This is a genomic window from Oceanimonas doudoroffii, assembly GCF_002242685.1.
GTDB classification, from domain to species: Bacteria; Pseudomonadota; Gammaproteobacteria; order Enterobacterales; family Aeromonadaceae; genus Oceanimonas; species Oceanimonas doudoroffii.
The window spans coordinates 64711-83142 of sequence record NZ_NBIM01000004.1; the positions used below are offsets into that span (position 1 = coordinate 64711).

At 61.8% G+C, this 18432-nt stretch carries 17 protein-coding genes; 12 read left to right on the forward strand and 5 right to left on the reverse strand.

Annotation, left to right across the window (positions count from 1 at the left end; genetic code table 11):
* Positions 1-12 precede the first annotated feature (12 nt).
* Both B6S08_RS12515 and B6S08_RS12520 read right to left on the reverse strand, forming a co-directional pair.
* Positions 13-2454, reverse strand: coding sequence for a putative bifunctional diguanylate cyclase/phosphodiesterase (locus B6S08_RS12515; protein ID WP_245849864.1), 2442 nt, complete (start codon positions 2452-2454; stop codon positions 13-15).
* A gap of 205 nt (positions 2455-2659) precedes the next feature.
* A complete protein-coding gene (locus tag B6S08_RS12520) occupies positions 2660-3547 on the reverse strand; it encodes a LysR family transcriptional regulator (protein WP_094201147.1) in 888 nt (295 codons plus the stop codon).
* A 141-nt stretch (positions 3548-3688) separates the two neighbouring features.
* Here B6S08_RS12520 and fdhD point away from each other — a divergent pair, with 141 nt between their 5' ends.
* The 4 genes from fdhD (at position 3689) to B6S08_RS12540 (ending at position 7829) form a co-directional block, all read left to right on the forward strand.
* A complete protein-coding gene (gene fdhD / locus B6S08_RS12525) occupies positions 3689-4480 on the forward strand; it encodes a formate dehydrogenase accessory sulfurtransferase FdhD (protein ID WP_094201148.1) in 792 nt (263 codons plus the stop codon).
* Entirely contained in the window at positions 4477-6768 is a 2292-nt protein-coding gene (locus tag B6S08_RS12530) for an FdhF/YdeP family oxidoreductase (RefSeq protein ID WP_094201149.1), read from the forward strand. Before fdhD ends, B6S08_RS12530 begins: the two co-directional genes overlap by 4 nt.
* 311 nt (positions 6769-7079) lie before the next feature.
* The gene (locus B6S08_RS12535) at positions 7080-7556 is read left to right on the forward strand and encodes an Lrp/AsnC family transcriptional regulator (protein ID WP_206063539.1); all 477 of its coding nucleotides are present in this window, start codon (positions 7080-7082) and stop codon (positions 7554-7556) included.
* 27 nt (positions 7557-7583) lie between these two features.
* Positions 7584-7829 (forward strand): Rho-binding antiterminator, encoded by a 246-nt coding sequence (locus B6S08_RS12540; protein WP_094201151.1) that lies wholly within the window; start codon positions 7584-7586, stop codon positions 7827-7829.
* A 4-nt stretch (positions 7830-7833) separates the two neighbouring features.
* Here the strand turns inward: B6S08_RS12540 and B6S08_RS12545 are convergent, their stop codons facing one another.
* Positions 7834-8631, reverse strand: coding sequence for a hypothetical protein (locus B6S08_RS12545; protein WP_094201152.1), 798 nt, complete (start codon positions 8629-8631; stop codon positions 7834-7836).
* Positions 8632-8992: 361 nt separating this feature from the next.
* On the opposite strand from B6S08_RS12545, the gene B6S08_RS12550 reads away from it, so the two are divergent.
* Complete coding sequence (locus B6S08_RS12550) at positions 8993-9349, forward strand: hypothetical protein (RefSeq protein WP_094201153.1); 357 nt, start codon at positions 8993-8995, stop codon at positions 9347-9349.
* 100 nt (positions 9350-9449) lie between these two features.
* Here the strand turns inward: B6S08_RS12550 and B6S08_RS12555 are convergent, their stop codons facing one another.
* Positions 9450-10076, reverse strand: a complete 627-nt coding sequence (locus tag B6S08_RS12555) for a DUF1826 domain-containing protein (RefSeq protein WP_094201154.1) — start codon at positions 10074-10076, stop codon at positions 9450-9452.
* A gap of 98 nt (positions 10077-10174) precedes the next feature.
* Between B6S08_RS12555 and zigA the strand changes: the two genes are divergently transcribed.
* Positions 10175-11374 (forward strand): zinc metallochaperone GTPase ZigA, encoded by a 1200-nt coding sequence (gene zigA / locus B6S08_RS12560; RefSeq protein ID WP_094201155.1) that lies wholly within the window; start codon positions 10175-10177, stop codon positions 11372-11374.
* Positions 11375-11410: 36 nt separating this feature from the next.
* Here zigA and B6S08_RS12565 read toward each other — a convergent pair whose 3' ends face one another.
* Positions 11411-11590: a hypothetical protein gene (locus B6S08_RS12565; protein ID WP_094201156.1), complete on the reverse strand. Its 180-nt coding sequence runs from the start codon at positions 11588-11590 to the stop codon at positions 11411-11413.
* Between the two features lie 124 nt (positions 11591-11714).
* Here B6S08_RS12565 and greB point away from each other — a divergent pair, with 124 nt between their 5' ends.
* The 6 genes from greB (at position 11715) to B6S08_RS12595 (ending at position 18324) form a co-directional block, all read left to right on the forward strand.
* Positions 11715-12197, forward strand: a complete 483-nt coding sequence (gene greB, locus B6S08_RS12570) for a transcription elongation factor GreB (protein WP_094201157.1) — start codon at positions 11715-11717, stop codon at positions 12195-12197.
* Between the two features lie 3 nt (positions 12198-12200).
* On the forward strand, positions 12201-14525 hold the full coding sequence (locus tag B6S08_RS12575; protein ID WP_094201158.1) for a Tex family protein: 2325 nt from the start codon (positions 12201-12203) through the stop codon (positions 14523-14525).
* A 118-nt stretch (positions 14526-14643) separates the two neighbouring features.
* A complete protein-coding gene (locus B6S08_RS12580) occupies positions 14644-15882 on the forward strand; it encodes an MFS transporter (RefSeq protein WP_094201159.1) in 1239 nt (412 codons plus the stop codon).
* A gap of 113 nt (positions 15883-15995) precedes the next feature.
* Complete coding sequence (locus B6S08_RS12585) at positions 15996-17066, forward strand: ADP-ribosylglycohydrolase family protein (protein WP_094201160.1); 1071 nt, start codon at positions 15996-15998, stop codon at positions 17064-17066.
* A gap of 29 nt (positions 17067-17095) precedes the next feature.
* The gene (locus tag B6S08_RS12590) at positions 17096-17809 is read left to right on the forward strand and encodes a pseudouridine synthase (RefSeq protein ID WP_245849859.1); all 714 of its coding nucleotides are present in this window, start codon (positions 17096-17098) and stop codon (positions 17807-17809) included.
* A 95-nt stretch (positions 17810-17904) separates the two neighbouring features.
* Positions 17905-18324 carry a GNAT family N-acetyltransferase gene (locus B6S08_RS12595; protein WP_094201161.1) on the forward strand — a complete coding sequence of 140 codons (420 nt, stop codon included), beginning with the start codon at positions 17905-17907 and terminating at the stop codon, positions 18322-18324.
* Positions 18325-18432: the final 108 nt, after the last annotated feature.

Consider the following 18432-nt stretch of genomic DNA (forward strand, 5'->3'; position numbering starts at 1 on the left):
TGTTATTAAAGGCTATTGCAACCGCAGCCGCTGGTTCCACTCCGCCAGCCACTGGTGCACCTCTTCGGCAGGCAGCGGGTGGGAAATGCCGTAGCCCTGCACATAGTGGCAACCCAGTTGCTGCAGGCGATCACTCAGCTCCGGCTGCTCCATGCCTTCTGCCAGCACCAGCATGCGCAACGCCGAAGCCAGCTGCACTACCCCTTCCACCATACTGGCTTCATCGGAGCCGGCCAGCAGCTCGTTGATAAAGCGGCGATCGATCTTGATGATGTCCACCGGCAGCCGGTTGAGGTGCACCAGGGAGCCGTGGCCAGAGCCAAAGTTGTCGAGGGAAATGACCAGCCCGAGGTCCCGGCACTGCTCCAGCACCGCCGCCGCCTTATGCACGTCTTCCAGCACCGCGCTTTCCTGAAACTCCAGCTCCAGTCGCTCCGGCGCCACCGAGGCATAGAGGCTCAGTAAGTAGGTGAGGTTGCTGAAGAACTCCTCATGCATCAGCTGACCGGCACTGACGTTGAAGCTGGCGCAGTAGTCATGGCCGGCCTGACTCCAGGCGGTCATCTGCTGTAACAACCGGCGAATCACCCACTGACCCAGTTCAAACTCCATGTCGCTGTCGAGCACCGCCGGCATAAACTCCACCGGGGTCAGCAGGCCCTTTTGCGGGTGCTGCCAGCGCAACAGCGCCTCCAGCCCGATCATGTGCCGGCTGAACAGATCGATCTTGGGCTGGTAGTGCAGCAGAAATTCGTCGTTGATCAGGGCCTGGCGCAACTCCTGGTAAAGGCGATAACGCTCCTGCTCCTGCAGGTGCAGCACCGGCTCAAAAAACAGGTGACGGCGCTTGCCCTGTTTCTTGGCCTCGTACATGGCCTTGTCGGCATAGCGCAGCAGGGTCTGGCCATCGCTGGCATCCTTGTCATAGACCGACACACCAATGCTGGCGCTCACCCGCGCCTGATGGCCGTCAAGCCGCACCGGCACGTCGATGGCGGCCAGCACCCGGTCAAGGATCTCGGTGCACTCCAGTTCGTGATGCAGGCCAGTTATCATCAGGGCGAACTCGTCGCCACCCAGACGAGCCACGGTGTCGCAGTTTCTCAGCACCAGCTCCATGCGCCGGCCCATTTCCATCAACAGCTGATCGCCGGCGGCGTGCCCCAGGGTGTCGTTCACCTGCTTGAAACCATCGAGATCCAGGTAACACACCGCCAGCATGGTTTGGCTGCGATCCGCCGCGGCCATGGCCTTGTCGAGCAGTTCGCTGAACAGCTGGCGATTGGGAATGCGGGTCAAGGGATCGTAGAGGGCACGCTGGCGCAATTCGGCTTCGTGCTCCTTGAGCAGGGTGATATCGGTCAGCACCAGGGCATGGTATTGCACCTTGTCGGCCTTGTCCCGAATCACCGAGATGGCCAGCAACAGGGCGCATTCACTGCCGTTTTTGCGCTGAATAAAGCACTCGCCCTGCCAGTGCCGGGGCGATCCTTCCTGCGCCGGCAGCGGAATCTCATGGGAATCCAGCCCGAACAGGGCCGCGGGCTTGTCCAGCGCTTCGTCTGCTGAATATCCGGTGATGCGGGTAAAGGCCGGATTGACGTGCAGCACTCGGTTGTCGGCGTCGGTCAGTACGATGCCGTCATAGCAGGAGTCAAACACACTGGCCGCCAGCCGCTGCTGGTTTTCCAGCTTGCGCTGCTCGGTAATGTCGTGCCCCACGCAGATCATGTCGCCGTTGGGCAGCACTATATTGGCCCACAGCGTGGTCAGCCTGCGACCGGCCCGATCCACCGGATGCCATTCACGAAACTCACAGCCGGTGGGCGCCTCAAAGGTGGCAATGACCTGACGCCGGTCTTCCGGATCGGGGTAAAACACGCTGATGGGAGAGGCTTCGGCCTGCAGCTCCTCAAAACTCCAGCCAAAGACCCGCTCGCATTCGTTGTTCCACAGAATACAGCGGCCATGGCGATCAAAGCCGTTGACCAGAATGGGGGCATTCATAAACAGGGGTTTCAACCGGCTTAACAGTCGTTCGGTCGACAACTCGGGCCTCGCCCGTACTTGAGCCTGCTCCTGCTCCCGCCACAGCAGGGCACCGTGCCCGGCCAGCAGCGCCAGCAGCTCCCCCTGTTCGCATGGCACCTTGGCCTCGCCATACAGCAACAGCAGCAAGCCGCGGGTGTCGCCCCGCTCCGCCGGCACGACGGCATAAAAGGCGTCGCTGTCGAGGTGCAGCTCGCGACAGGGGCGCAACCACTCGTCCCCCGGCTGTCGTCCCGCCGCCGCGTAATGGGGTGGCGCCCAGCCGTGAAAACCGCCTCCGGGCACATGGGGCAACCCCGGGGTTGTGGAAGAAAAGAAAACGAAGCAGGCGTCGTCAGCCCCGGCCACTCCGGTGGCCTGCTCACACAACCTGCGCCACTCCCCGCCCTGGTCCTGCAACAGCATGGACACGACGGACGCTTGATCATCCTGTCTTTTTTGAGCTCGCATTTCCCTGCGTATCCTGGTGATGAACTGTTCTGAAGAGCACGTAAACCGCACGGCCCGGCCATCATCAGCGTCAGCACCATGATAAACAGCCGCCTGCCTCGCCATTACTCCGAATGGCTGAAGTTCAAGCATAGAACATCATTCCGGCCCGCGCGCCGGCCTAGCGTTGCCGCCACACCTCCTGCGCGGCCTCAAAAAAGCCCTGGGCCAGCAGGCTGGCCTGGCCATCGTTGCGCATCACCAGAGCTCCGACCCGAGCCATGGCCGGCATGGCCAGCGGCCGGCAGCGCACTCCGGGCAGCTCATCAAACAGCGCACTGCCCGCCGGGATCAGGGCACAGCCGAGGCCGGCGCGCACCCAGTGCATCAGCCGGTACACCGAGTCGGAACTCAGCACCGGCTGCAGGGTGACCCCCTCGCGCTCGAAACAGGTTTCGAGGTAACGGCGAAAATACATGCCCGGCCTGGGCAGGCACAGGGGCAGGGCTGCGAGATCAGCCAGACTCGGACAAGCAGGCAGGCGTTCGCTCCAGTCGGGGCCAAAGGCCAGCACCACCCCCTGCTCGGGCAGCGCCAGGCTGTCAAAGCGGGACAACACCTCGGGCTCGAAAAAGCCGCCGCCAATGTCCAGGGTGTTGTGATTCAGTCCGTCGAGAATGGCATCGGCGGTCATGTCATTGATTTCAAAACCAATGCCGGGATGACGCTGACGCAGCCGGGCCAGCACCGGGCTCAGATCCATGCAGCTGAGCGGCACCAGCCCCAATCGCACCGTACCGGTGAGCCGGCCTTTCATGGCGTCCACTTCCAGCCGCAGGTTGTCATACTGGCCCAGCAGGGCCCGGGCCCGGGCCAGCACTCGCTCGCCTTCCGGGGTAAAGCCTTCAAACTGCTTGCCCCGGTGCACCAGCACCACCCCCAGTTCCTGCTCCAGCTGGCGTAACCGCATCGACAGCGTAGGCTGGGTCACACAGCAGGCCTGAGCGGCACGGCCAAAGTGGCGGTGCTCGGCCAGGGCGCACAGGTAGTTCAGTTGCCTGATGTCCATAAAGGGCCGCCTTTCATCACAATTTAAAATCGATACTTCGCTCTTTAATAAATCATATCTTTCAGAATATCGAATCTTTCAATTAGAAACCCCGCCCGCGGCTCCTTACACTGGGGGCATTGCCTCAGCCCGGATAGCGCCATGCTCGATACCGATGCCCTGCCCGATTACCAGTTTGTCGCCACCACCGACGGCGACCGCCATGCCCTGGTCAGCGAAGTGCCCCTGGCGGTGGTGCTGAACGGCGTCAGCCATGCGGTGATGATGGTCAGCCCCAACCAGCTGGACGCCTTCGTTACCGGCTTTTTGCTGAGCGAGGGCATTATTCGCCATCACCGGGAAATCCATGACCTGGAGTTTTCCCGTGCCGGCCGGGCGCTGGAAGCCCACGTAACCCTGTCCAACGGCTGCCATTACCGCTGGCAGGCGCACAGGCGCAGCCTGGCAGGTCGCACCGGTTGCGGCCTGTGCGGGCTGGAATCTCTGGAGCAGGCGGTGCCCGAGCTCCCCGCCCTGCCCCCAACCCCGTTACCGGCTCTGACCTCGGTAGAGGCGTTGTTCCGGCAGCTGAACGACTGGCAACCCCTGGGGCAGGAGTGTGGCGCCCTGCATGCGGCCTTTTACGCCAACGCCGAGGGCAGCATTGTTCATTCCTGTGAAGACGTGGGCCGGCACAATGCCCTCGACAAACTGCTGGGCTGGCACCATCGCCACGGCCCGGGTCAACCGGGTATGGTGTTGATCACCAGCCGCTGCAGCATAGAGCTGGTGCAGAAAATGGTACGCGCCGGCCAGCCCACCCTGATCACCCTGGGCGCTCCCACCGAACTGGCCGTGCACCAGGCCAAAGGCGCCGGCCTTAACCTGCTGCACCTGACTCGCCGGCAGGGCCCCCGTGTTTATTCCGTATCCAGCCATCACACAGTGTCATGACCAAGAAAATCAGCAATTACAAGGCCGCCGCCGGCGGCTGGGGCGCCCTCGCGTCCACCACCCGCTTCGTGCTGGGCAGCCAAAAACCCGCCGCCAACATTCGCAACCTGCTGCGCGCCAACAAGGTAAAAGGCTTTGACTGCCCCGGTTGTGCCTGGGGCGATGAACAGGGCAAACATTTTTCCTTCTGTGAGAACGGCGCCAAGGCGATCAGCTGGGAAGCCACCGCCCGCCGCGTCACCCCAGCCTTCTTCAAGCAACACGCGGTCAGCCGGCTGCGCCGGCAGAGTGATTACTTTCTGGAATATCAGGGCCGGATTGAGCAGCCCATGTACCTGAACCGGGACACCGACCACTACGAGCCCATTTCCTGGGACGACGCTTTCGCGCTGATTGGCCGACACCTGAACCGGCTGGATCATGCTGATCAACTGGAGCTCTATACTTCGGGACGGGCCAGCAACGAAGCCGCCTATCTTTATCAGCTGTTTGGCCGGGCCTTTGGCACCAACAACTTTCCCGACTGCTCCAACCTCTGCCACGAGGCCAGCGGCGTGGCCCTGACCCGGGCTATTGGCGTGGGCAAGGGCACCGTGACCCTGCAGGACTTTGATCAGGCCGACGCCATTTTTGTGTTTGGCCAGAACCCGGGCACCAACCATCCGCGCATGCTGCACAGCCTGCGCAACGCCGCTCGCCGGGGCACCGCCATCGTGACCTTCAACAACCTCAAGGAGCGTGGGCTGGAGCGCTTTGCCGATCCGCAAAGTCCGGTGGAGATGCTCACCCCCAAGGACTCACGCATTTCCAGCCATTATTTCTGTCCGCGTCTGGGCGGCGACATGGCGGCGGTCAGGGGCATGGTCAAATTGCTGCTGAAATGGGACGCCGAGGCCCTGGCCAAGGGGGAGCCGGGACTGCTGGATCGGCAGTTTATCGCCGAACACACGCAGGGCCTGGACGACTACATGGCACAGGTGGCAGCCACCCCCTGGCAGCACATTGAGCAACAGTCGGGCCTGAGCCGAGCGCAGATTCAGCAGGCCGCCGAGGTCTATGCCGGTGCCGAGCGGGTGATATGTACCTGGGCCATGGGCATTACCCAACACAAGCACTCGGTGGCCACCATTCGCGAGCTGGTTAATCTGCAACTGCTGCGCGGCCAGATTGGCCGCCCGGGGGCCGGACTGTGCCCGGTGCGCGGCCACAGCAATGTGCAGGGCAACCGCACCCTGGGCATTAACGAGCAGCCCGATGAGGCCTTTCTCGAGCGGCTGGAGCACCATTTCGACCTGCCCATGCCACGCCGTCCTGGCCATAACGCCGTGGCCGCCATTCAGGCCATGCTCGACGGCCACGCCCGCGTGTTTATCGCCCTTGGCGGCAATATTGCCGCCGCCGCTCCCGACACTCATGCCACCGCCGAAGCCCTGGCCAATTGCGACCTGACCGTGCAGATCAGCACCAAGCTCAACCGCAGCCACCTGATGGCCGGCAAGGAAGCGCTGATCCTGCCCTGCCTGGGACGCACCGAGGCCGATGTGCAAGCCAGCGGACCGCAGTTTATTACCGTGGAAGACTCCTTCAGCATGGTGCACGCTTCTCAGGGCGTAGGCACCCCCAACAGCCCGCACCAGCGTTCGGAAACCGCCATTATTGCCGGCATGGCCCAGGCCACCCTGGGTAGCAAGCCGGTGCACTGGCCGGCATTGGCCGACGATTACGACCACATTCGCGATCACATTGCCGCCACCATTCCCGGTTTTGAGCGCTTTAATGAACGGCTGCAGCAACCGGGCGGATTTTATCTCGGCAACAGTGCCGCCGAATACCACTGGCACACCGCTACCGGCAAGGCCAACTTTGCCGCCGAGCCCCTTCCTGAAGCACTGCTGCCCGCCGAAGCCAACGGCGAGGCGGTGTCGACCCTGCAGACACTGCGCTCTCACGATCAGTACAACACCACCATCTATGGCATGGATGACCGTTATCGAGGCGTGTATGGCCAGCGCATGGTGGTGTTTATGCACCCGGATGAAATTCACCGGCGCGGACTGAACAAAGGCGACGTGGTGGAGATGATCTCGATCTGGCATGACGGCGTGGAGCGCAGAGTGGGCGGCTTCAAGGTAGTGCCCTACGACATTCCCGATGGCAACGTGGCCGCCTATTACCCGGAGACCAACCCGCTGGTGCCGCTGCACAGCACCGGCGACGACAGCCACACCCCCACCTCCAAGTCGGTAGCGGTGCTGATCCGCCGCCAGCAGGCCGAACGTATTCTCTGACCCCTGAAAACACCAAAGCCAGCCCCGAGTGGCTGGCTTTTTGTGCCCTTGGCAAGCTTTTGGCTTGCTCTCCCCGCCCGGTCACTCTCTTAAAGTGTGGCGATTGTGGGGCGCCCCGAAAGGATATTCCGGTTTGCGGCAGGGTACGGTGATGCCGACCTGCTGTTCCCGTTAAGGTGAAATCATAGTAACCCCAAGCCGTGGGTGAGTGGTTGCAAAGTCACCTTTTAAAATCATTCTTTTCGCAATCATTCACCCCATATAAACTAACAACTAGTTAGTTATTGTTTTGGGGCATGAGTATGAGCAAACTGATACAACTGGATCGCACCGACAGGCGTATTCTCGATCTGATGCAGCGTCATGGCCGCATCAGCAATCTGGAGCTGGCCGAGCGGGTGGGACTGTCGCCGTCGCCCTGTTCGCGCCGGGTCAAGGCGCTGGAAGACGCCGGGCTGATCGCCGATCACGTCACCCTGCTCGACGCCACTCGACTGGGGCTGACCCTGCAGGCCTATATTCATATTTCCCTCGACCGGCACACGCCGGAGCGGTTTGAAGCCTTTGACGCCGCCGTGCTCGGCTTTCCCGAAGTGCTGGAATGTGATCTGATCACCGGCACCGAGGCGGATTACCAGCTCAAGGTGATCGTGCGCGATATGGAGCACTATCAGCAGTTTCTGCTGGGCAAGCTGACCCGGCTCGACGGCGTAACCGGCGTGCGCTCCAGCTTTGTGCTCAGGCGCATCAAGCACGACACCGCCTTGCCACTGGACCATCTGGCGTAAAACACCGCTAGGAATGAGGGGAAGCACATGCTGAGCTGTGATCAATACGACTATATCGAAATCGCCTGCCTGTACCATTATGCGATTACGCTGACCCTGGTGTCGGGGGAAGTCATCAGCGGCACCGCCCTCGATACCGCCCGCAATGAGGCGCGGGCGGAATGCATTAAACTCGCCGTGGGTGACGGCGAGCGACTGCTGCCCCTGGTCAGCCTGACGCACATGACGGCGGCGCAGCCCAATCCGCATTTCACGCAGGTAGACTTCGACTGAGCGATTACACCGGGTTGCGAGCGGTGCCCTGATGGCAGAATCGGCTGCTGTCGTAATAGAGCAGGCCATGATGGCGCGCCAGGGGGGCCAGCCGGCGGGCAATTTGCCGCCCCATGCGCTGACCGTTGCGGCTGGTGTAGTCGGCGTCGAACTGCATTGCCGGCGGTGCCGGCAGTTCATCGGGCAGTGCCTTGGCCAGCGGAGCCGACAACACGCGGCACACCAGCTCGGTCACCACTCGGTTGACCGCCGAGCCCACGCCGTAACCCTGCCATTCCGGCAGTACATATAGGCTGTTGAGGGTCATTTCCAGCGCCGGCGCAGGGCGCGCTTCAGGAATCTCCACGGCAAAGCTCAGCACCCAGTTTCCCACCATACGGGGGGTGTCGGCTTCGTGGTCCAGCAGCGCCACATTGCAGCGATAGTGCATGCCGTAGTCGTAAATGCGCGGGGCCGCGTTGACCCCTTGCTGCTCGGGCTGGCTTTCTCCCCAAAACAGCGGCCTGGGGGCATACACGTCTTCGTGCTCATGCAGGGCACGATGGCGAAAGTGCTCAAACAGGGGCTGATGCGCGGGGTGGTGCCAGTCCATCAGATCAAGGGAGAGCCGGTCGAGCCATTCGGGCAGCAACCAGGGGTAATCGGAAAATTCGTCACGCAGACGGGTGTAGTCCAGCAGGTGATTGAGGGTCCAGTGGCCACGCTTGAGGTGACTGGCCTCGCGGACAAAGGCGTATTTGAGGTGTTTGAACAGGGGGTAGGTATCGGCGGCCACCCGCCGGCGCTGGCAAGGAGCAGACATCAGGTAAACCACCCCTTCTCGCTGTATTCACCGGTGGCCACACATAACAGCGGCCGCGCCGCCAGGCTGATGCCGCCCGGCCATGCACAATGAGAAAACTGCATAGGCTTTGTCTCCATTTTCGACACAAAGCGAGGCATTGTAAGGCCCAATACAGTGATGTAAAGGCAACCTCAAGGTAATAACCTCTTTGCGCGGCATGCAAAACACTTTGTTTACAGGAAAAGTACAGCGACATATCAAATTCCAACTTTATGATTTTAATAAAGCTGTTAATCTTTGCCGCTAACGACAAGAACTGTCTTGGTCGTTAAAAACGAACTTTCATAAATGATAAGAACTCAAATCGCAGGTGGTAAAAATGAAGAAAGCAATAATAGTAGCAACCCTATCAGCTCTTTCACTTTCAGCATGCTCTATGCGTGTTGCAGATATGACCGTTGGAAGCACCAAGAACTACAACATTAATGCAGCCAAATTTGTCAAAGGAGAGCGAGTCAAAGGTGAAGATACCTACCCAGTGATTCTCTTTCCACTTGGCATCCCTAACGTTAAGACCGCAATGGACAAAGCTATCGAGACCGATAAATGTGCTGTGGGTCTTACCGATGTGGTTGTCACACAGCTTAACCACGCATTCATTGTTGGCTCAATCGGTTTCAGAGTTGAAGGGGATCAAATCATTGACACCACTCAGCCTGGTTGCAATAGGGGTTAATGCAGGTACTGGCTATTTAGATCCGGCTGTGTAGCCCATCACCATAAATATATGGCGGAAAAACAAAGTCCGTTCCCGCCATTATGGCTTGCCTTTTTGCTTAATCCGCAAAATCCATCGACAGAAACAGGCGACGGTAACCCGTCGGCACCGGCGGTGAACGATGCCACAAGCCTCGGCCTTCTTCTCCTTCCCAGCCGTCGCCTTTCATCAGCCCCACATCGCCAATCGTCAGTTGCTGCCAGTGCTCCGGCTCCTGGCCTTTTTGCTCCAGCAGCTGCTCGCGCTGCTGAGCATTAAGCCAGTGAGTGCCCGGCCCGGAATAGGTGCTCACCAGCCGACAAGGCAGCCGGTCCACATGAAAGCGCGGGCACATGGCGGTTTGCAGGCTGGCCAGGCGCACTCCAACCCGCTTCAGTTCAAACAAACAGGCAAACATCTCCGCCAGTTGCTGCACGTCGTCGGCCAGGGCCTGGCGGCCCGAAAAGTCCGGTAACTGTTTGATCAGCGCACCGGCAACCGTGTCCGGCGGCAGCAGCTCCCGCACACTGATGCGGCTGCCCGCCTGCAGCAGCTGCTGAACATAACCCTCCACATCGGCCGGCAGGGACCGCTGCCACACCGCCAGATTGCAGTCGGGCTGGTAGATACGAGTGAAAATCGCAGGCCCGCCGCCCTGCACGTCGACAGGGGCGACATGGGACAACGTCGGTTCGGTGATGCTCATGGCCGGAGTTCCTTACTGATACACGGGTCAAAAAGATTGTGTTATGTTATAACAACCAAAATCATCATAAACCATGGCAAGCAAGCGGAGCAAACACCATGTCCAGCCGTTTCCCCCTTCCCGTCACCGTGCTGTCCGGTTTTCTCGGCGCCGGCAAGACCACGGTGCTGAACCACATTCTCAACAATCGCCAGGGCCTGCGAGTAGCGGTGATCGTCAACGACATGAGTGAGGTGAACATCGATGCCGCCACCGTGCAGCAGCAGGTCAGCCTGCAGCGGGCCGAGGAGCGACTGGTGGAAATGAGCAACGGCTGCATCTGCTGCACCCTGCGTGAGGATCTGCTGCTGGAAGTGCGTCGGCTGGCCGACGAAGGCCGCTTCGACTGCCTGGTGATCGAATCCACCGGCATCTCCGAGCCAATGCCGGTGGCGGAGACCTTTACCTTTGAGGGAGAAGATGGCCTTCGTCTGAATGACGTTGCTCGGCTCGACACCCTGGTCACCGTGGTGGATGCGGTCAACTTTCTGGCCGACTTTCAGGCCGCCGAGGCCCTGTCCGAGCGGGGTGAAAGCCTGGGGGAAGAGGATGAGCGCAGCGTAACCGACCTGCTGATTGAGCAGGTGGAATTCTGCGATCTGCTGCTGGTGAGCAAGACCGATCTGGTGACCGAAGCGCAACTGGCGGAGCTAACCGCCATTCTTGGCCGGCTTAATCCGAAAGCGGAAATACTGCCCATTCGCCAGGGCGAGGTGCCACTGAACAAGGTGCTGGGTACCCAGCGTTTTGACTTTGAGCGGGCCGCCAGCGCCCCCGGCTGGCTGCAGGAGCTGCGCGGCGAGCACCAACCGGAAACCGAAGAGTACGGCATTGGCAGCTTCGTCTATCGCGCCCGCCGCCCCTTTCATCCCCAGCGCTTCTTTGATTTTCTGCACAGCCCCAAGGAACAGGGCCGGTTGCTGCGATCCAAGGGCTTCTTCTGGCTGGCCAGCCGGCCGGATTTGGCCGGACAGTGGAACCAGGCCGGGGGCATCGCCTATCACGGCGGTGCCGGCCTGTTCTGGCAGGCGGTGCCCGAGGAAGAATGGCCCGAGGATGAAGAAAGCCGAGAGCATATTATGGCCAGCTGGATCGAGCCCCACGGCGACCGTCGACAGGAACTGGTGTTTATCGGTCAGGGGCTGGATCAGGCCGGATTGTGTCGCGAACTGGATGCCTGCCTGCTAACCGACGAAGAGATGCACCAGGGCATCGACGCCTGGCAACGGCTACCCGATCCCTTTCCGACCTGGGAATAGACGGGCAGACTGTCAGTTAACCAAGGTAAGAGTCGGTTACAGCACCCGGGCCAGCACGGGCGCAAGCAACGCCATGGCGATGCCGGTAAACATCATGGCAAGGCTGGCCACCACACCGGGCGTCAGGCTGATCCCCCTTGATTCAGCCACACTGCGCAGGCGGCCTTCGGTGATTTGGCGGAGAAAGACAACCTTGTCCCCTGCGACCCAGGCCATGATGCAGCTGGTGCGAGAACGCTTTGCCAGCGCCCCGAATCCTCATGCCTAGCCTTCCCCGACCTTTTCTCTTGCTCTGCTCTGACGCACAATAACCGCCATTGTCGAGCCACGAGTCAGTTCAATGAAAACCAATCTGATCACCCGCGCCGGCTGGCACAAGCTGGACGACGAGCTCAAACACCTGTGGAAGGTGGAACGCCCCGCCGTGACCCAGTCGGTGTCGGAAGCCGCCGCCCTTGGCGATCGCAGCGAAAACGCCGAATACATCTACGGCAAGAAGCGGTTAAGGGAAATCGACCGCCGAGTTCGCTACCTGATGAAGCGGCTGGAGGCGGTGAAAATCATCGATTATGACCCGCGCCAGGACGGCAAAGTGTTTTTTGGCGCCTGGGTCGAGCTGGAAAACGAAGCGGGCGAGATTGCCCGTTACCGCATCGTCGGCCCCGACGAAATCGACACCAAAAACAATCACATCACCATCGACTCGCCCATGGCCCGGGCGTTGATCGGCAAGCAGGTGGACGACGAAGTGCAGGTCCGCACGCCTTCCGGCATGAAGGAATGGTACGTCAACCACATTCGCTACACCCCTTTTGAAGATTAATTTATGACCAATATCAATCACATTCTGGCGCAGGAACTGGGCGTGGCCCAGGCGCAGGTTAACGCCGCCGTGGGCCTGCTCGACGAGGGCGCCACGGTTCCCTTTATTGCCCGCTACCGCAAGGAAGTCACCGGCGGCCTGGACGACACTCAGCTGCGCAACCTCGACAGCCGGCTGGGCTACCTGCGCGAGCTGGAAGACAGACGGGCGGTGATCCTCAAGTCCGTAGACGAGCAGGGCAAGCTGAACCCGGCACTGAAGGCCGAGCTGCTGGCCGCCGACACCAAGACCCGGCTGGAAGATCTCTACCTGCCCTTTAAGCCCAAACGCCGCACCAAGGGCCAGATTGCCATTGAGGCCGGCCTGGCGCCCTTGGCCGATACCCTGTTCAACGACCCGAGCCGGGATCCCCAGGTGCTGGCCGAGCAGTTCGTCAATGCCGACGCCGGCGTGGCCGATGCCAAGGCGGCTCTGGACGGCGCCAAATACATACTGATGGAGCGCCTGGCCGAGCAGGCGGATTTGCTGGAAGCGGTGCGCGGTTACCTGCAACAGCACGGTCAGCTGCAGGCTCAAGTGGTGGAAGGCCAGGAGCAGGCCGGCGCCAAGTTCAAGGACTACTTCGAACACAATGAGCCCATCAGCAAGGCGCCGTCGCACCGGGTGCTGGCCATGCTGCGCGGCCGCAACGAGGGTGTGCTGTCTTTGGGGCTGGCGGTCGACACTGAAGCCGAGCGTCACCCCTGCGAGGCCATTATTGCCCGCCACGCCGGCTGGCAGGACCAGGGCCGGCCCGCCGACAAGTGGCTGGCCGGGGTGTTCAGCTGGACCTGGCGGGTCAAGCTGTCGCTGCAAATGGAAACTGAGCTGCTGGGCCAGGCCCGGGAGCGGGCCGAGGCAGAGGCCATCAGGGTATTCGCCCTGAACCTCAAGGATCTGCTGATGGCCGCCCCCGCCGGTGCCCGTGTGACCATGGGGCTGGACCCGGGAATTCGCACCGGGGTCAAGGTGGTGGTGGTGGATAACACCGGCAAGCTGCTCGAGCACGCCACCGTCTATCCGTTTCAGCCCCACAACAAGGTGGAACAGAGTCTGCGCACGCTGGGCGAGCTGTGCCGCAAGCACAGCGTCAGCCTGGTGAGCATCGGCAATGGCACCGCCTCCCGGGAGACCGAACGGCTGGTGGAGCAACTGATGAAGCAAAGCCCTGAGCTGAAGCTGCAGAAGGTGGTGGTGAGCGAGGCCGGCGCCTCCGTCTATTCCGCCTCGGAGCTCGCCGCCAACGAGTTTCCCGATCTCGATGTGTCGCTGCGCGGGGCCGTCTCCATCGCCCGCCGGTTGCAGGACCCGCTGGCCGAGCTGGTGAAAATTGATCCCAAGAGCATTGGTGTGGGCCAGTATCAGCACGATGTGTCCCAGACCCAGCTGGCCCGCAACCTGGATGCCGTGGTGGAAGACTGCGTCAACGCCGTAGGCGTGGACGTGAACATGGCCTCGGCACCACTGCTGGCCCGAGTATCCGGTCTGACTCCTACCCTGGCCCAGAACATCGTCAGCTACCGGGACGAGCAGGGCGTGTTTGCGGATCGCAAGCAGCTGCTCAAGGTGCCCCGCCTCGGCCCCAAGGCCTTTGAACAGTGCGCCGGCTTTTTGCGCATTCAGGGCGGCAAAAACCCGCTGGATGCCTCGGCGGTGCACCCGGAAGCCTACCCCGTGGTCCAGCGTATGCTGGAGCGGCTCAAGCAGCCGGTAAAAGACGTGCTGGGCAACGCCGGTCTGCTCAAGACCCTGAACCCGAAGGACTACACCGACGAGCACTTCGGCCTGCCCACGGTGCAGGACATTCTCAAGGAGCTGGACAAGCCGGGCCGGGACCCCCGCCCCGAGTTCAAGACCGCCCGCTTTATGGACGGGGTGGAAAAGCCCGCGGATCTCATTCCCGACATGGTGCTGGAAGGGGTGGTGACCAATGTCACCAACTTTGGCGCCTTTGTGGATGTCGGCGTGCATCAAGACGGCCTGGTGCATATCTCGGCGCTCACCGACCGCTTTGTGCATGACCCGCGCGAGGTGGTGAAGGCCGGCGATATCGTCCGGGTGAAGGTGCTGGAGGTGGATCTGCAGCGTAACCGCATTGCCCTGACCATGCGCCTGGATCAGAGTGCCGCCGAGCATGCCGAGGGCAAGAGCGCGCCGCGCCGGGACGATCGCAGCCGGGGCGGCAAACCCGCGAGCCAGCGCCAACAGCGCCCGGCCCGCCGGGAGCAACCGGCTCCGCAAGGCGCCATGGGCGCGGCCCTGGCGGCGGCACTGCAAAAGAAAAAGTAAGGCGATTGCCGTCATCACACCAACGCGGGCCTCGGCCCGCGTTTTCATTTTTGCAGCAAAACAACCCCGGCGGTGCTGTCTATAGTGAGAGCATCGCGTTCGGCACAAGGACATTGCCATGACCACCCTTACCCTTAAAAACCGTGCCGCCTGGTCCTGGGCACTGTACGACTGGGCCAACTCCACCTTTGCCACCACGGTGCTGGCCGGCTTTTTTCCGGTGCTGTTCAAGCAATACTGGGCAGGAGAGATGGCGGCAGCCCAAAGCACCTTCTGGCTGGGGCTGTTCAGCTCGGCAGCCAGCCTGCTGGTGATGCTGATGTCCCCCTGGCTGGGGGCGGTGGCCGACCGGCGCGGAGCCAAGAAGCGCCTGCTGCTGCTGTTCACCCTGATCGGCGTGCTGCCCACCCTGGGGCTATTCTGGGCCGGCGAGGGCCAGTGGTTGCTGGCGGCGCTGCTGTTCGCCGCCGCCAGCGTCGGCTTCTTTGGCGGCCTCACCTTCTACGACGCCCTGCTGGTGGACGTGGCCGCTCCGCAAGAGAGCGACCGGGTCTCGGCCTGGGGTTACGCCCTGGGCTACCTGGGCGGCGGCCTGCTGTTTGCACTCAACGTACTGATGGCCACTAAGCCCGAATGGTTCGGCCTGACCTCGGCCACCCAGGCGGTGAAGGTCTCCTTCGTGATGGTGGCTGCCTGGTGGACGCTGTTCGCCCTGCCGCTATTCCTCTGGGTGAAGGAGAGACCCGTCAGCGCCGGCACCGACACCGGCTTCGCTGCCCTGCTGGCCATACTGAGACGGGCGGTCAAGACCCCGGGGGTACTGACCTTCCTTATCGCCTACTGGCTCTATATCGACGGGGTGCACACCATCATCCGTATGGCGGTGGACTTCGGCATGGCCCTGGGCTTTGCCAGCAACAGCCTGATCGTCGCCCTGCTGCTGGTGCAGTTTGTCGCCTTTCCCGCCGCCGTGGCCTTTGGCTACCTGAGCGAGTACATCGGTACCAAACGGGCCATCTACCTGGGGCTGCTAGTCTATGCGCTGGTCACCGCCGGCGGCTACGCCATGCAGACCGAGGGACAATTCTTCCTGCTGGCCGGCGCCATCGGTCTGGTGCAGGGCGGGGTTCAGGCGCTGTCCCGTTCCTTCTACGCCCGGCTGATCCCCGTCGATCAGGCCGGCGCCTACTTTGGCCTGTTCAACATGATAGGCAAGTTCGCGGCGGTGCTGGGCCCGCTGCTGGTGGGGGTGGTGGCTCTGGTGAGCGGCAGCAATCGGCTGTCCATCCTCAGCCTGCTGGTGCTGTTCGTGCTCGGGGCCGTGCTGCTGGCCCGAGTGCGCGAGCCCGGCCACTGAACACGGGCCGCCACGGTCTGAACTCAATTCTGCTGACGTGGCTTTCAGGACGGCCCGGCATTCCTCGCCATGGCATATAGTGAGGACAGATCCATCATCATGAGGAAGAGAGCATGACGCCACTGCAGGACAGGGCCGCCGGTGCCCTGATGGGCGCCTTTATCGGTGAGGCGCTGGGCGTGGGCCCGCACTGGTATTACGATCTCGGCGCCCTGCGCCGGGATCACGGCCACTGGATCAGCGACTACACCACGCCCCTGCCCGGCCGTTATCACCAGGGGCTGCGGGCCGGCGACGGCGCTCAGCCCGCCTTTATTCTCAAGCTGCTGCTGGGCTCCCTGGTGGACTGCAACGGCTACGATCACACCGACTTCTGCCACCGGCTTGACCAGCAACTGCTGCTGCTGCTGGATGGCACCCCCAGCAATGGCCCCGGCGGCTACACCAGCCAGTCGATACGGGATGCCTGGCACCAGCGGGTGGAGCAACGACTGCCCTGGAGCGACTGCGGCGGCCATGCCGACACCACGGAAGCCATTGAACGCACCCTGGCGCTGGCGGTGCGCTACGCCACCCAGCCCGCCCGGCTGGCGCACACCGTGGCGGCTAATGGGGTGATCACCCAAAGTGACGACAGCATACTGGCGATGACGGTGGCCTATGGCGCCGTGCTCGGCCAGCTGGTGCAGGGCCAGCCCCTGAACGGGGAACTCTCGGGCAAGCTGATGGCATTGGTTGCCAGCGGCGAGCTGCCCTATCATGCGGTTACCACCCAGAGGCTGAACCCGCCCGCCCCCGGCGCCGAGCCATCCCGGGCCGGCAACTTCGCTTCCCCCGATGCCCTGCTCACGCCCTCTTGTGTGGCCCAGGCCGCCCTGGATCCCGGGGTGCGCATTGAACCGGCCTGGAAGGTGTCGCTGGTCTATGGCATGCCCTGCGCCAGCTATCATGTGCTGCCCGCGGTCTATTACCTGGCGGCGCGTTTTCATGATGACTTTGAATCGGCGGTGCTGCACGCCATCAACGGCGGCGGTCAGAATCAGGCCCGGGCCATGCTCACCGGCGCCCTGGCAGGGGCGCAGTGCGGCTTGTCGGGCATTCCCGAGCGCTTTATCACCGGCCTGACCGATGACAACCTGCTTCCCCTGTGCCGGACGCTGGCCCTGCACATAACGCCGGCGTGAGCTGAAGGTTTGGTGGCTGTCGTGCGATAATGGCGCTCTTTGCCAGCACCCTGAACGCCATGCGACTCGATAAATTCATTTGCAAAAGCACCGAGCTGAGCCGGGCCGAGGCCAGACGGGCCATTCATGCAGGCCTTGCCGTGGTCAACGGCGCAGCGGTCACCCATGAGGCGGCCCAGGTGCATGAAAACAACCACATTACCCTGGACGGCCAGCGGCTCAAGCCCCGGCCTTCCCGTTACTTTATGATGCACAAGCCCGCCGGTACCCTGTGCTCCAACGTGGACGGAGCCTATCCGTCGCTGTTTCGCGGGCTGAACATAGACAAGCCCGACGAGCTGCATATTGTCGGCCGCCTCGATGCCGACACCACCGGCCTGGTGCTGCTGACCGATGACGGCCGCTGGTCGTTCAATATCACTCACCCTCAGCGGCAATGTGACAAGGTATACCGGGTCAGCCTGCGGGATCCGCTGAATGAGCAGGTGGCGCACCGCTTTGCCCAGGGACTGCAATTACAGGGAGAAAACGCCCCCACCCTGCCGGCCAGGCTGGAGTCCATCGCTCCCAGGGAGGTGTTATTGACCATTACCGAAGGCCGTTTTCATCAGGTCAAGCGCATGTTTGCGGCGGTCGGCAACCGGGTCACCGGCCTGCACCGGGAGCAAATCGGCAACATTCGGCTGAATGTGCCGGTGGGCCAGTGGCGCGTCCTGACTTCGAATGAGGTAGCCGGGGCCTGATATGGCCAAAGGCTACGCACAAAGCCTGCATACTTGCACAAACCCGGATAACATGATGGTGTCTTTCCCTTATCAATTAATACCTGGAGTCAGCCATGCACATTGAACTCGTCTCTTTTGATCACGAGCACCAGCCAGCCATTCGCGCCGTGCGCAACGCCGTGTTTATTCAGGAGCAACACATCAGTCCGGAGCTGGAGTTCGACGGCCTGGATGAAGACGCCCTTCATGTGCTGATCAAGGTTGATGGCGAATGGGCGGCCACCGGCCGCATGCTGGACGACGGCCATATCGGTCGCATCGCCGTGCGCAAGGAATTCCGCGCCAAGGGACTGGGCGCCAGGGTGGTACAGGCACTGGTGGACGAAGCCGCTCGCCGGGGCCAGGAGCGGGTATATCTGGGGGCGCAGAAATACGCCACCGGCTTCTACCGAAAGCTGGGCTTCACTCCTTACGGAGACGAATTTCTTGATGCCGGCATCGTGCATGTGCACATGGAAAAAGCACTGCAGTAAGCTTGCACAAAACCAACAAAAACCCTCTATAAACAGAATATTATCTTATCAAGCCGGCACTTTTCCGCCGTTATCTTCCGGTAATGGCGTGCCGGCCGTTTGTTTTGC

What these genes read in the sequence shown, in the direction of transcription:
- B6S08_RS12515 (WP_245849864.1), bottom strand. Translation starts at nt 2,454, where the DNA reads ATGCTGTTGCAGGACCAGGGCGGGGAGTGGCGCAGGTTGTGTGAGCAG.
- B6S08_RS12520 (WP_094201147.1), bottom strand. Translation starts at nt 3,547, where the DNA reads ATGGACATCAGGCAACTGAACTACCTGTGCGCCCTGGCCGAGCACCGC.
- fdhD (WP_094201148.1), top strand. Translation starts at nt 3,689, where the DNA reads ATGCTCGATACCGATGCCCTGCCCGATTACCAGTTTGTCGCCACCACC.
- B6S08_RS12530 (WP_094201149.1), top strand. Translation starts at nt 4,477, where the DNA reads ATGACCAAGAAAATCAGCAATTACAAGGCCGCCGCCGGCGGCTGGGGC.
- B6S08_RS12540 (WP_094201151.1), top strand. Translation starts at nt 7,584, where the DNA reads ATGCTGAGCTGTGATCAATACGACTATATCGAAATCGCCTGCCTGTAC.
- B6S08_RS12545 (WP_094201152.1), bottom strand. Translation starts at nt 8,631, where the DNA reads ATGTCTGCTCCTTGCCAGCGCCGGCGGGTGGCCGCCGATACCTACCCC.
- B6S08_RS12550 (WP_094201153.1), top strand. Translation starts at nt 8,993, where the DNA reads ATGAAGAAAGCAATAATAGTAGCAACCCTATCAGCTCTTTCACTTTCA.
- B6S08_RS12555 (WP_094201154.1), bottom strand. Translation starts at nt 10,076, where the DNA reads ATGAGCATCACCGAACCGACGTTGTCCCATGTCGCCCCTGTCGACGTG.
- zigA (WP_094201155.1), top strand. Translation starts at nt 10,175, where the DNA reads ATGTCCAGCCGTTTCCCCCTTCCCGTCACCGTGCTGTCCGGTTTTCTC.
- B6S08_RS12565 (WP_094201156.1), bottom strand. Translation starts at nt 11,590, where the DNA reads ATGGCCTGGGTCGCAGGGGACAAGGTTGTCTTTCTCCGCCAAATCACC.
- greB (WP_094201157.1), top strand. Translation starts at nt 11,715, where the DNA reads ATGAAAACCAATCTGATCACCCGCGCCGGCTGGCACAAGCTGGACGAC.
- B6S08_RS12575 (WP_094201158.1), top strand. Translation starts at nt 12,201, where the DNA reads ATGACCAATATCAATCACATTCTGGCGCAGGAACTGGGCGTGGCCCAG.
- B6S08_RS12580 (WP_094201159.1), top strand. Translation starts at nt 14,644, where the DNA reads ATGACCACCCTTACCCTTAAAAACCGTGCCGCCTGGTCCTGGGCACTG.
- B6S08_RS12585 (WP_094201160.1), top strand. Translation starts at nt 15,996, where the DNA reads ATGACGCCACTGCAGGACAGGGCCGCCGGTGCCCTGATGGGCGCCTTT.
- B6S08_RS12590 (WP_245849859.1), top strand. Translation starts at nt 17,096, where the DNA reads ATGGCGCTCTTTGCCAGCACCCTGAACGCCATGCGACTCGATAAATTC.
- B6S08_RS12595 (WP_094201161.1), top strand. Translation starts at nt 17,905, where the DNA reads ATGCACATTGAACTCGTCTCTTTTGATCACGAGCACCAGCCAGCCATT.